Raw genomic sequence first — 12592 nt, 5'->3', positions numbered from 1 at the left:
CAGGTACCGAGTACCTGCTTTCTATTTACCTATCGTTCGAGCATTTTTACAGCTCGCGCTTACCGTCGACTAAGCGTGTAGTGCTCAGAGGATTACCATCTTTTAGCGCCTCGGGTAGCAGCCCTGCTGGCAACGACTGGTAGCAAACGGGGCGTAGGAAACGGTGGATAGCCGCCGTGCCTACTGACGTAGTGCGGGAATCAGACGTTGCCGGGAACGGCCCGCCGTGTACCATGGCATGGCAAACTTCAACGCCAGTTGGCCAGCCATTGGCCAGAATACGGCCAGCCTTGCGCTCAAGCGTGGGCAGCAGCGCTTTGGCGGCATCCAGATCTGCGTCATCCATATGCAGCGTTACGGTTAGCTGACCTTCAAGCTGCTCAGCCACACGTTTCACTTCGGCTTCATCAGCGCATTCAATCACTAAAGAGCTGGCACCAAACACTTCAGCCTGCAGCGCTTCTGAAGCAAGGAAGTCACTCGCTGAAGCGGCAAACAGGCCTGTCTGGCATTGGTAATCGCCACCCGCTTTACCGCGAGCAACTTCACGCACTTTATCCGCACTGCTCAAGCTAGCAACACCCTCTTGATAAGCACTGTGAATGCCTGGAGTGAGCATGGTCTGTGCACTGCTGACTTCAACGGCACCTTTCGCAGCTTCAATGAAAGCGTCCAGCTCAGCACCTTTCACCGCGATGACAAGGCCTGGGCTAGTACAGAACTGGCCGGCCCCCATATTGAGTGAACCAATAAATGCCTCACCTAACGCCTTGCCACGCGCTTTCAGCGCCGCGGGCAATAAGAACACAGGGTTAATGCTGCTCATCTCGGCATAAACCGGAATCGGCTGTGGCCGCGCCTGAGCTGTTTTCATCAGCGCCGTACCGCCGCTGCGCGAACCGGTGAAACCCACCGCCTGAATACGAGGGTCGTCGACCAGCGCCTGACCGATTTCTCGACCGGAGCCGAACAGCAGTGAAAAGACACCTTCAGGCAAGCCACAGGCTTTAACGGCTTTTTGAATCGCCCGCCCAACCAGCTCAGAGGTACCTGGGTGCGCAGAGTGACCTTTTACGACCACTGGGCAGCCCGCGGCTAGTGCAGACGCCGTGTCGCCACCGGCAACCGAAAATGCAAGCGGGAAGTTGCTGGCCCCAAACACAGCCACTGGGCCTAGTGCTATATGGCGCTGGCGCAAGTCAGCGCGCGGAAGCGGCTGGCGATCTGGCATGGCAGGATCAATACGAACGTCCAACCACTCGCCTGCACGTACAACGGAGGCGAATAAACGTAGTTGGCCGCAGGTTCTGCCACGTTCACCCTCAAGACGCGCCTGAGGAAGACCAGATTCCGCCATCGCACGCTCAATTAATTCGCTGCCGATAGCTTCAATTTCACTGGCGATGGTTTCAAGAAACGTAGCGCGCTCTTCAAGCGATGTTTCTCGATAGGTGTTATACGCTGCTTCGGCTAGTTCGCAAGCTTGCTCAACGTGGGTTCGACTTCCGCCTGCATATACTGGCTCTAAGGATTCGCCGGTTGCGGGGTTTACCGCTTGAATATTGGCCTGTGTACCGGTTACTGACTTTTGGCCGATTAGCATTTCGCCTTGAATCGTCATACGTTGCTCCTCATATGGTTCAGTGATATCACTGGTCGCGATATTTTGCGTACATGTTGCGCGCCCGGTTAAGGTGCTGAAACATCGTTTCACGGGCGGCTTGGGCATCGCGGGAAAGAATGGCTTCAATAATGTACGAGTGCTCTTCTTGAACCCTTTCCAAGTAACGTTCGGAAGAAATCGGGTTAATATCGGTACTCAGCAGCTTGGCCCGCGGGATCACGCTCTGGCTCCACTGCTTGTAAAAAGATTGGAAAAAAGGATTTTTAGTTGCCGTTGCGATGGCAAAGTGAAAAAGATAATCCTCTTCCCGCGCCTGGCTTTTCTGGGCAAATGCATTGCTAAAGGCTAAATGCTGAGTCTCTAATCGCTGACGGTCTTCATCATCATGGCGCAAAGCTGCCAGCTCAGCTGCTGCGGGCTCTAGCGTCAAACGCAGCTCCAGAAGATGTAAAATATCTTCCACCGTAGTCGGATTGATACGCTCAGCAGGCCGTGCTTCTAAACTAGAAGAACGCAGCACCGTGGTACCTACGCCACGTCGTGTTGCTACCAGCCCCAGGGATTTAAGATGGGTAATTGCCTCACGGATGACGGTGCGACTCACCCCAAAGGAATCGCAAAGGCTGTTCTCTGTAGGTAGCTTTTCCCCCACGCTGACCTTGCCTTGAGTGATCAAAGCTTCCAATTGATCGGCCACGTGCACGGACAAGCTTCCCTGTTTAGCAATTTTATGAAAACTTAAATGCATGTTATCCGACGGCATATTAGACACCTTTAATAATGCAAACCTGATGTAGCAACAGGTTTAGTTAAATACATCGCTAGCGCATTAATGCTGGCCGTTTAGGATCAAACTCCCATCCAGGAATCAGAAACTGCATCGCCATTGAATCATTTCTCTGTGTGGCACCTAACGAATTGTAAAGGTTGTGCGCCGCCTGGAGTCTATCTTCATCGAGCACAACGCCTAGCCCGGGCGTCGTTGGAACCGTTAACTTGCCATCGCTAATACGTAAGGGGGCTTTAGTAATACGCTGGCCATCTTGCCAAATCCAGTGAGTATCAATCGCCGTAATGTCACCAGGGCAAGCCGCGGCAACGTGCGTCATCATCGCTAATGAAATATCAAAGTGGTTGTTACTATGTGACCCCCACGTCATGCCCCACTCGTGGCACAGTTCGCCAACTTTGACAGCACCTTGCATCGTCCAAAAGTGACAATCCGCCAAAGGGATATCCACTGCATTCAATTGAACGGCGTATTGGAGCTGCTTGAAATCAGTCGCGATCATGTTGGTGGCCGTTGCTAAACCAGTACGCTTTTTAAACTCGGCCATGGTTTCGCGTCCCGAATAGCTTTCTTCCTGGCCACAGGGGTCTTCTGCATAGCTCAGCAAGTGCTTAATCGGCTCTAGAATTCGAACCGCGTCATCAAGCTTCCAAGCGCCGTTAGGGTCAAGCGTCAGTCGCGCATCAGGGAAGGCGTCGTGCAAAGCGCGGATGCAATCGGCTTCGTCTTCACCGCTTAACACCCCGCCCTTTAGTTTGAAATCTTTAAAGCCGTAGCGTTCATAGGCTGCTTTGGCTAAATCGACAACGGCATCTGGCGTCAGCGCTTCCTGGTAGCGTATTTCATCCCAACGGTCTTGGGGATTCTTTGCCTGAATATAGGGTAAGTCTGTCTTACCGGGGTCGCCTAACAAGAATAGATAGCCTAGCACATCGACTTGGTCACGCTGGCGCCCATACTGGCCAAGCAAATCTGCCACGGGCAGCTGGAGCGCCTGGCCATAGAGATCCAACAGGGCAGACTCGATACCGGTAATAACATGCACCGCAACCCGTAAGTCGAAGGTTTGACGGCCTCGCTCTTCACGCCCATTTTTAGCGAGCATCAGACGTACTTGATTAAGCGTTTGCTTAACATTATTGATAGGTGAGCCTTCCACTAACACACGGCACTTGGCTAGCCCACTCAGGATGCCTGCGCTGGAAGGAATTTCACCCACCCCTTTATTGCCTGCCGTATCTTCGAGGATAACCACACAGCGGATAAAATAGGGCGCATGCCCGCCGCTCAAATTAAGTAAAAAACCATCGTATCCTGCAACAGGAACCACTTTCATTGATTTAATCTTAGGAAACATATGACGCACACCCCTTTTATTATAGACCTCAATAGAGCGATCGTTTTCGGAATCAGATTACGAGTACCGAATAAACAAGGCGAAGCTGCTATTGATACTCAGCCGAAGATTAAGCTGCTTACAACTGGCTCTTCTTAATTTAAACGTCCTTGGCTACTAACCCGCGAGTTCACACACAGAACGCCACAGCATGTCGTCGATAACAACCGGCTCTTCTCCGTATCGCTGGCGAGAAGTAGACTCGCCTGGCCAGCGTACGGGGCTACCCGGCTCAGCAGGCGTGGTAGCGGCCAGATGAGACTGGATACCCTCAACAATGTTATCGCAAGCGTCACGCCCACCAAGTTGTTCAGGGTCAAAAATCATAAAAATTTGGCTACTTCCGCCGCCGCTACCACGCTGAACGTTATCAATTTCATGGCTAGGGCGCCCTTGAGATAGCAGGGCAGCCAACGCATCAAGCAGAACCGCTAATCCAGAGCCTTTCCAATAGCCTGTTGGCAGTAAACGACGCGTGGCTGCTATCACTGCAGGGTCACGACTCAACTGCCCATGCTCGTCAAAACCTCCGTCGATGGTTAACTGCTCTCCCTTCAATTGAGTCGTCTGAAGCTTACCGTATGAAAACTGAGACATCGCCATATCTAACACAAGAGGCCCTGTGCTATGCGGCACAGCCATCACCAGGGGGTTATTGCCAATCGACTGAGATGCCCCACCCCAAGCAGGCATGCAGGATTCGGTGTTAGTCCACATAATCGTAGCGAAACCTTGCTCAACCGCGTGCCAGCCGTAGCTTCCTCCACGCATCCAGTGCGTTGTGTCGCGTAGCGCGACCAGTCCCATACCGTGCTCACGTGCCAACGCAATAGCTCTTTCTGTCGCATGAAGTGCGTTAATCACACCGATTCCAAAACCACCATCAAGTACCTCAATCGCCCCCATTCGTTGCACAAGGCTTGGCTGAGCGTCGATATCGACCCAGCCGCGCCCGACATATTCAATGAACCGGGGAATCCGACCGATGCCATGAGAAGGTACGCCGTCGCGAGTGCTTTCAGCATGAATTCTCGCGCAAGTCGCAGCAGCATCAGGATTTAGTCCTGCCTTTAATAAAGACCTTTCAATAGTATTCCGAAGCGTTTCAAAATCGACATTAGCCATAACTTACTCCAGCTTAAAAAAAGGCCACTACTGCGAGTGGACATCGGCACCCTAATTGCCACACATGACGGCTGTGGATCAATAGCGTGCAGCAAGCCATCTTAGACATTGAAAAGGATTTCAGACGGTATCTAAGTAGCGCGCGGATGTTTGCTACGGTAGTTCTGCCATAGAGTCAAAGCCAATAATCCTGCGGCTATAACTAAGAAGGTAACGCTGATAGGTCGCGTGAAGAATGGCGTCCAATCGCCCTCGAACGACTGCAGCCCTCGGCGCAGATTTGATTCAGCGATAGGTCCTAGAATGAGTCCTAGAATGACCGGCGCTGTCCCAAAATCGTAACGATTAAGGAAATAGCCTAAAACGCCGAAGCCCAGCATCAAATAAAGATTAAATACGTCTCCATCCACACCGTACACGCCAATGAAACAGAACACTAAAATCGCGGCCAGCAGCTGCTTTCTAGGAACCATAAGTACACGAATGAATAACTTGATACCCAGGCACATGATTAACAGCATGAAGAAGTTGGCGACAAGATAAGCCAAGAAGATGCCATAAATCGTACCGCTTTGATCAGCGAAAAGAAGCGGACCAGGCGTGATGCCTTGAATCATCAAGCCGCCTAGCAGTACGGCGGTAGCAGCTTCGCCTGGGATACCCAAGGCCAAGGTAGGAATCAGCGCACCACCGAGTAGTGCGTTATTAGCACTCTCAACCGACACAACACCTGGCGCGTAGCCCTTTCCAAATTTCTCGGGAGTTTTAGAGAAACGCCGAGTTTGATCATAAGCCACTAGCGAAGCAATGCTACCGCCCGCTCCTGGTATCGGCCCAACGACTGAGCCAGATGCGATGCCTATCAATAGAGCCTTCCAGTGTTTCAGCGTCTCAACAAAGAGCGGTCGTGCGTTATCAATTCGGTGCGCACTTTCTTTCATCCGCTCATACGGATCATATTCAAAGGCATCTTTGAGCACTTGAGAGATCGCAAAAAGACCGATTAACGCAGGGAGTAAATTAACACCGGTTAATAGCGATAGTTCGTCGAAGGTAAAACGCCCTACCCCTGTAATCGGATCGGTGCCAATAGTTGAAATGAAAAAACCGATCAGTCCGGCAATCAGTCCTTTAAGTAACGATTTACCCGCTACTGAAGCAATAATCACTAAGCCGAATATACTTAGGGAAAAATACTCGGCTGGGCCAAATCGCAGCGCAAACTCCGCAATTGGCGGGGCCAGCAAACTAAGAATAACCATGCTCGCCACGCCGCCAAAGAACGAAGCAACAATTGCCAAACCAAGCGCACGACCTGCTTCGCCCTTCTGCGCCATTGGAAAACCATCAAAGGTAGTCGCAACCGATGAGGGAGTACCAGGTATATTTAATAAAATAGCAGGAATGGATCCGCTCGCACCGGCACCACAAAGCGCGCCAAGCAGCATACCTATTCCAGCCACAGGCGGCATACCAAAGGTTACCGGCAAGAGTAAAGCAATGGCCATCGCTGATGTTAATCCGGGGAGCGATCCCATGATGATACCGAGCAAAGTGCCGCCAGCTATAGCCAGCAATGTGCCCCACTGCAACACCATACCTAGGCCGTCTATATAACCGGACATAATAAAAGCCTCCTAAAGCTCAGGTGAAAGATATATCCGGTCACGTGGGGAGTGGGATATTAAAAAGCTCGGTGAATACATAGAAGATACCCAGCGTTAGTAAGAGGGCGAAGACCAATGTGGCAATTAGCGACTTCCCACGCTCGATAGCCGAAAGCGACGCCCATACTCCACTTACAAAAGCGAGCCCTACAACGCAGACAAAAGTAAAAAGCGCAGTGCTGGCGATATAGCCAAGAGGCTCAAAGCTCACAATGTAGCCAATGAGCAATAAGATAATAAATAGCCACTGCGCAATACTGCGTTTGCGCGAAACACCAGCCGATTGTGATCTCGCACCTGCAGCCATCCGCCATTCGTTAACGTCCTTCACCAAACAGGGAAGCGCTAACAAAAAGATCAGCCCTGATAAAAGCTGAGGGAAAAAGGCAGGAGAAAGATCGCCAACAATCTCGAAGTCGGGTATACCTGAGGCGACTACAAAGGCAATTGCCGATGTAATCATCAAAAACAGATTGAAGAGTGGCTTTCCAATATCACGTTCCATAAATAAAACTCCAACCACTCCTTAGTGGCGACACTAGCAACTATATTAACGACGATTTTTATGAAAGTCGGTTTTAGTGGTCGTGCTGCCAAAAATTCTGGCAGCACGCAGGAGCGCTATTATTTTGCCAAGTCTCCGGCAGCCTCCAGCATAATTGCGGCTGATTCATCGATGAAAACATCAAGTTCATCGCCATAAAGAGGAGCTAGCTCAGTTCCCAGGTTATTAGCGGTTTCTTCATAAGAGCCGTCTTCAACGATTTGCTGAATTGCAGCAACCCACTGTTCTTTAACGTCGTCGGGCAGACCTTGAGGCCCAACGAGACCGCGCCATACGCTAATCGTCAAATCATAGCCAGACTCTTGAAAAGTCGGTACGTCAGGCAGATTATCACTGCGCTCAGCATAGGTTGTCGCGAGAGCATTTAGGCGGCCAGCTTCAAGTCCTGAACGTAGTTCAGCACCACCAAGCACCACGGCCTCAACGTGACCACCCATTACCGCTGAGATAGCTTCAGAGCCTCCAGGATAGGGAATCAAATTAAAATTTGAGCTAGTGATGTTAGCAATAGCATTAGCGGTGATATGCGCTGACGAGCCGATACCGGAAACACCGACGCGAACTGAACCAGAAGAAGCGGCTTCGATCAAACTGTCGACAGTTTGGTAAGGGCTTTCGCTGCTAACGGCAAGCAAATATGGCTCTTCGACAACTTTTGCAATAAAGTCAAAATCTTCGTGAGTAAAAGGAACATTACCCATGGCTTCAAGCGAGAGCATACCGGTACTTGCCGCCATCATCGTATAGCCATCAGCAGCAGAGGCTACACCCCGGGACAAACCAACGGCACCGCCGCCACCTGCAATATTACGAATGACCAACGTCTCACCTAGCTGCTCTTCTAGCAGCGGCTGCAGCGCTCGAACGAAGGTGTCATTACCCCCTCCAGCTGAGAACGGCACGATCACTTCGATACTCTTATTCGGATAATCGTTAGCTAGTGCCTGGCCTCCGGCAACCATACCTATGGCGAGTGTTAGCGTGCTCAATAAATTTTTCATTATTTGTTTACCTTTTATTGATATTGAAAAGCCCAATTGTTTATTAGATGGATCCAGTACATCGGGTCGTGCGAGAAAGCCTAGCGAACCAGTGCCGGTCGGTTGGGATCGAAGGCCCAACCATCAATCAAATACTGCATGGCTGTAGCGTCGCTTCGTCCACCTGAGGGCAGGCTACGATAAAGCGCATTGGCTTTCTCAATTTCGCTCATGTCGACCTCTACACCCAGCCCTGGAGCGTCGGTCACAGCTATCTTGCCATCGACGATTTCCGGCGGATTGCGGGTTAGGCGCGCATCACCTTCCTGCCATATCCAATGAGTATCCAATGCGGTTGTGCGCCCTACAGCCGCAGCACCGACTTGAGCAAACATGGCAAGTGAAATATCGAAATGATTATTCGAGTGCGACCCCCACGTCATGCCGTGGTCTTGGCAGAGCTGAGAAACACGCACCGCCCCCGATAGAGTCCAGAAATGCGGGTCGGCGAGAGGGATATCAACTGAACGTAACATCAGCGCATGGGCCATTTCGCGCCAGTTGGTAGCAACCATATTGGTAGCAACAGGCAGGCCCGTCGCATGGCGGAACTCAGCTAGAATTTCTCGCCCGGAAAATCCTTGCTCTGCACCACAAGGGTCTTCAGCGTAGGCGATCACACCATGCAGGTCTTTACATAAACGAATTGCTTCATCAAGTGACCATGCGCCGTTAGGATCAATAGTGGTACGTGCATTTGGAAAAGCATTATGTAACTCGGTGACGGCCTCAATCTCTTGCTCACCGGGTAACGCGCCGCCCTTAAGCTTGAAGTCTTTAAAACCGTAACGATCATGAGCGGCTTGCGCTAGCTCCACAATCCGCTGCGGCGTCATCGCGACTTCATCCCGCTGACGGTACCAATCGTGGCTTAGCCCTTCGGAACCACGGCGAAAATCTAATGGAGTCTTATGGCCGTCGCCAATGAAAAATAGATACCCCAGCACATCAACGCTATCACGTTGCTTACCATTGCCCAGAAGCTCTGCCACCGGCACACCAAGAAATTTACCCATGAGATCTAGCAGTGCGGCCTCAAGTGCAGCGACCGCATTAATACGCAGCTCGAAGGTCCATGAGCCCTTACCGAAATCCTCGGAGTCAGCGCTGAGCCCCACGTTATGTAGCGAGGAAATCATAGAGCGCAACTTACTGATTGGCTGGCCCACCACACGCTCTCGAGATCGTTCAAGTGACTGCTGGATCGTTTCACCACCTGGCGCTTCACCGACCCCCACGTTCCCAGCGTTATCCTTAAGAATAACCAGGTTGCGCGTAAAAAAAGGCGAATGCGCTCCACCGATATTGAGCAGCATGCTATCGCGACCAGCAACTGGGATAACCAGCATTTCGGTTATCGTGGGAGTACCGTGGCTCGGCATAAATATGCCTCCATTAGATGTTTTTAGTACGCTTGCCATCATTCTCATGATGATTTTTGCACAAACCAATTACTCGCTATGACCAATAGCTAACACTTAAAGAGATTTTGCCTTCTCAATCAGCCTTTCAAGCTGTTGACACTCGTCTTTGGTTGGCATAACTAACGGAGCACGTACTCTACCTGCCGGGCGGCCAACAATTTCAGCGCCGGCTTTAATCAAGCTGACGGCATAGCCGGATTTTTGATCACGTAGGTCTACAAACGGAATGAAAAAGTCGTTGGTAATTTGTTTAACAACGTCTTTATTTCCTTTACGCAGTTCCTTGTAGAAGGTAACCGCCATATCAGGAACGAAGTTGAATACCGCCGAGGAGTAAGTATTCACGCCAATAGAGAGATAGGCTTCGGCAAAGATTTCAGCCGTAGGAACACCGCCGATATAGGACAGACGATCGCCAACCGTTTTGATAATTTTGTTTAACGCCTGAATGTCACCTTTGCCATCTTTCAAACCAATCAGATTGGGGCAAAGATCGGCAAGCCGCTGAACGGAAGGAGCCGTCATAATACCGTTGCCGCGATTGTAATAAATCACGTTTAGCTCAGTAGAGTCACACACTTGGCGTGCATACTCGACCAACCCATCCTGTGGGCACTCGGTAAGGTATGGAGGCATTAAGAGAATGCCATCAGCGCCCGCCTCTTCTGCCGCCTTTGCAAACGCCACGCTTGCTTCAACGCTCAACCCAGCGCTAGCAATAACGGGCAGTCGGCCATCAATGACCTCAACCGCAACGCGAACAATCTCACGGTACTCATCAAGCGAAAGACTAAAAAACTCACCCGTGCCGCCAGCTACGAAAACGGCTGAGATTTCATGGCTGATAAACCACTCTAAACGCTCACGATAGCTCGCCTCATCAAAGCGGCCTTGGCTATCAAAATCGGTAATAGGAAATGATAGCAGGCCATCGCCAATGGCATTTGTTACTGCTTCTTTTGAAAATTTCAAGTTGCACCCTCTTTTATAAATGCGTTGATCCCTGGGTGAGCTAGTACCATCGAGCCGCCCAACGCCTAATGTAATACATCATACAACTATGAAGATAAGTACCTCACGCTGGGGAAGCAAGCAGAACTCGCGAAATCTAAACCAAAGTAGTAGGCCAAAACTGACAATGATCATTATAGTTAGATATTAACGACCCAATCTGGCCTAAACAGCGCTGGGTTGAATTCATCCGGATAACCACCGGGATTGGCAAGAATCCGAGTGCCGTTACGCAAAATATCGACCGGCTCATGAACGTGCCCATGAATCCATACATCCATTTTTCCCATTAAATGAGGAAGATGAGAGGCAAACGCAGGGGAAAGGTCATCGCCTAAATATTGACCGGGAATGCAGTCGTGAAGCGGTGCATGATGACTGATCACCACCTTGGGGCCATCAAACGGCTGTGCGAGCTCCCCTTCAAGCCAATGACGCGCTTCACTATGCAGCTGGCAGCTTTCTTCAGGCGTAAAAATGCGCTCTGGCGCGGTTTTGACGATGCGAAAATCAGGCATATAGCGTAGTGCTTTAGACAGGGTATCAGCCGGATTTTTTGTTGGATCACCGGCGTAAAGCGCAAAATCGGTCCATAGCGTGGTGCCGTAAAAACGCACGCCGTTCAGCGTAATGCTACGACTATCCAGTAGCTCAATCTCGAGCCGCTCGGCTTCTTCTGCCAGCCCCTCGCGCAGCAATGGCAGGCAGGTATTATAGAACTCGTGATTACCGGGCACGTAGATAATGGGTGTGTTTGGAAAGCTCCGGCGAGCCCAGGCAAGCCCCTCACACTGGCGGTGAATATCGCCCGCCAGGATGACCACGTCAGCCTCAACCTCAGGCAATTCGCGGTATCCATCAAAGTACTCCAAGTGTAAATCAGACAAAATACGCAGGCGCATTGACTCCCCCTTTTACTCGTCACTCAGAGCAGAACTTAGCGCGAAATCTGCTCAACAAACTGGCTTACCAAGTTCACCACATCGGCTTCACATTCACGGTGAGGTACATGATGGATATTTGCCAGTATTTCGCAATGTGCGGGGCCGTTCAGATGGCGCGCAATGCTTTCCGGCTGCCGACGAGAACCATACTCATCGTTTGCCCCATGAATGATCAAGCTGGGGCACTTGACGCGCTCAAGCGCAGGCACTAATGACCAGTTTTCAAACGCTGGATTCAGCCATGTTTCTGTCCAGGCATTGAGCACCCAGCGGGCTTTATCGCCGTGGTATTTGGTTAGCTTAGCAAGCTGCTCTGGTGCCTGAAATGCGGCCTGGGCTTCTACGATGCCGCTTCGCGTGCGCTGTTCATTAAAGGCCTGCGCAGAAATAGTGACTAAACCATCGCAATCATCGGCGTAAGCCCCCGCACACTGAACGGCCATACAGCCACCCACGCTGTGCCCCATCGCGATAAAACGCTCTACGCCCAAAGCATCGCGAAGCGCTGCAAACCCTTGGCTGGGTTCATCATCGATAAAACTTAACGACAGAATATCGTTACGCGCGGCAGATAGGCCAAAACCAACGCGATCATAGGCAATCACGCGACGCTGGGTGGCGACGCATAGCGCCGCGGGAAAGCTGCGCCATAGCGCAACGCAACCTAAAGAGTCGTGCAGCAAGACGATGGGGGTTTCAGGCATTTGTGTATTACTTGGCTGCCAGGTGCGCGTAAACAGGCGGCCATCGGGCACATCGACCCACTGGTCATGCTGTTCGAAAGAGGATAAGGCTGAGTTCGTCATTAGCAGCTACGTGATTTTTATTAGTTGACGATGAACATAGCACGCCAGCGCGGTGGCTCCAATGATTGCCAATGTGTGCCGGCTAGATTGTCAGGAATGCTTCTTACGCAAAAATGCTGCGATGCAGCAAAAAAACAGCTATACTAGAGATGTTGTCCCACTAGGAGGGCCACAAAATGACATTTCTAACGTTACACCCT

General features: G+C 51.1%; 11 protein-coding genes. All 11 read right to left on the bottom strand.

Going from position 1 to position 12592, the window contains the following annotated elements:
• Positions 1-46: 46 nt before the first annotated feature.
• Positions 47-1621: an aldehyde dehydrogenase (NADP(+)) gene (locus ACT3TF_RS16285; RefSeq protein WP_444672564.1), complete on the bottom strand. Its 1575-nt coding sequence runs from the start codon at positions 1619-1621 to the stop codon at positions 47-49.
• Between the two features lie 28 nt (positions 1622-1649).
• On the bottom strand, positions 1650-2387 hold the full coding sequence (locus tag ACT3TF_RS16280) for a FadR/GntR family transcriptional regulator (RefSeq protein WP_225734321.1): 738 nt from the start codon (positions 2385-2387) through the stop codon (positions 1650-1652).
• A 58-nt stretch (positions 2388-2445) separates the two neighbouring features.
• Entirely contained in the window at positions 2446-3771 is a 1326-nt protein-coding gene (locus tag ACT3TF_RS16275; protein WP_096281794.1) for an enolase C-terminal domain-like protein, read from the bottom strand.
• A gap of 156 nt (positions 3772-3927) precedes the next feature.
• Complete coding sequence (gene yiaK / locus ACT3TF_RS16270) at positions 3928-4935, bottom strand: 3-dehydro-L-gulonate 2-dehydrogenase (RefSeq protein ID WP_096281796.1); 1008 nt, start codon at positions 4933-4935, stop codon at positions 3928-3930.
• A 131-nt stretch (positions 4936-5066) separates the two neighbouring features.
• Positions 5067-6560, bottom strand: coding sequence for a tripartite tricarboxylate transporter permease (locus tag ACT3TF_RS16265; RefSeq protein WP_225734320.1), 1494 nt, complete (start codon positions 6558-6560; stop codon positions 5067-5069).
• A gap of 40 nt (positions 6561-6600) precedes the next feature.
• The gene (locus ACT3TF_RS16260; RefSeq protein WP_096281800.1) at positions 6601-7107 is read right to left on the bottom strand and encodes a tripartite tricarboxylate transporter TctB family protein; all 507 of its coding nucleotides are present in this window, start codon (positions 7105-7107) and stop codon (positions 6601-6603) included.
• A 119-nt stretch (positions 7108-7226) separates the two neighbouring features.
• Positions 7227-8168, bottom strand: a complete 942-nt coding sequence (locus ACT3TF_RS16255) for a tripartite tricarboxylate transporter substrate binding protein (protein ID WP_096281802.1) — start codon at positions 8166-8168, stop codon at positions 7227-7229.
• A gap of 80 nt (positions 8169-8248) precedes the next feature.
• Positions 8249-9589, bottom strand: coding sequence for an enolase C-terminal domain-like protein (locus ACT3TF_RS16250; protein WP_096281804.1), 1341 nt, complete (start codon positions 9587-9589; stop codon positions 8249-8251).
• Positions 9590-9685: 96 nt separating this feature from the next.
• The gene (gene kdgD, locus ACT3TF_RS16245) at positions 9686-10603 is read right to left on the bottom strand and encodes a 5-dehydro-4-deoxyglucarate dehydratase (RefSeq protein WP_096281806.1); all 918 of its coding nucleotides are present in this window, start codon (positions 10601-10603) and stop codon (positions 9686-9688) included.
• Positions 10604-10782: 179 nt separating this feature from the next.
• Positions 10783-11544 (bottom strand): metallophosphoesterase, encoded by a 762-nt coding sequence (locus ACT3TF_RS16240; protein WP_441686588.1) that lies wholly within the window; start codon positions 11542-11544, stop codon positions 10783-10785.
• A gap of 35 nt (positions 11545-11579) precedes the next feature.
• The gene (locus ACT3TF_RS16235; protein WP_444672562.1) at positions 11580-12392 is read right to left on the bottom strand and encodes an alpha/beta fold hydrolase; all 813 of its coding nucleotides are present in this window, start codon (positions 12390-12392) and stop codon (positions 11580-11582) included.
• Between the last annotated feature and the right edge of the window lie 200 nt (positions 12393-12592).

Source organism: Halomonas sp. AOP25-F1-15, from assembly GCF_052378675.1.
GTDB lineage: Bacteria > Pseudomonadota > Gammaproteobacteria > Pseudomonadales > Halomonadaceae > Vreelandella > Vreelandella casei.
Note: the sequence above shows the minus strand (reverse complement) of the source record. Positions and strands in the feature narration are given on the sequence as shown.

Excerpts from the sequence above, each read along its gene's own strand:
- ACT3TF_RS16285 (WP_444672564.1), bottom strand. The coding sequence starts at position 1,621 with ATGACGATTCAAGGCGAAATGCTAATCGGCCAAAAGTCAGTAACCGGT.
- ACT3TF_RS16280 (WP_225734321.1), bottom strand. The coding sequence starts at position 2,387 with ATGCCGTCGGATAACATGCATTTAAGTTTTCATAAAATTGCTAAACAG.
- ACT3TF_RS16275 (WP_096281794.1), bottom strand. The coding sequence starts at position 3,771 with ATGTTTCCTAAGATTAAATCAATGAAAGTGGTTCCTGTTGCAGGATAC.
- yiaK (WP_096281796.1), bottom strand. The coding sequence starts at position 4,935 with ATGGCTAATGTCGATTTTGAAACGCTTCGGAATACTATTGAAAGGTCT.
- ACT3TF_RS16265 (WP_225734320.1), bottom strand. The coding sequence starts at position 6,560 with ATGTCCGGTTATATAGACGGCCTAGGTATGGTGTTGCAGTGGGGCACA.
- ACT3TF_RS16260 (WP_096281800.1), bottom strand. The coding sequence starts at position 7,107 with ATGGAACGTGATATTGGAAAGCCACTCTTCAATCTGTTTTTGATGATT.
- ACT3TF_RS16255 (WP_096281802.1), bottom strand. The coding sequence starts at position 8,168 with ATGAAAAATTTATTGAGCACGCTAACACTCGCCATAGGTATGGTTGCC.
- ACT3TF_RS16250 (WP_096281804.1), bottom strand. The coding sequence starts at position 9,589 with ATGCCGAGCCACGGTACTCCCACGATAACCGAAATGCTGGTTATCCCA.
- ACT3TF_RS16240 (WP_441686588.1), bottom strand. The coding sequence starts at position 11,544 with ATGCGCCTGCGTATTTTGTCTGATTTACACTTGGAGTACTTTGATGGA.
- ACT3TF_RS16235 (WP_444672562.1), bottom strand. The coding sequence starts at position 12,392 with ATGACGAACTCAGCCTTATCCTCTTTCGAACAGCATGACCAGTGGGTC.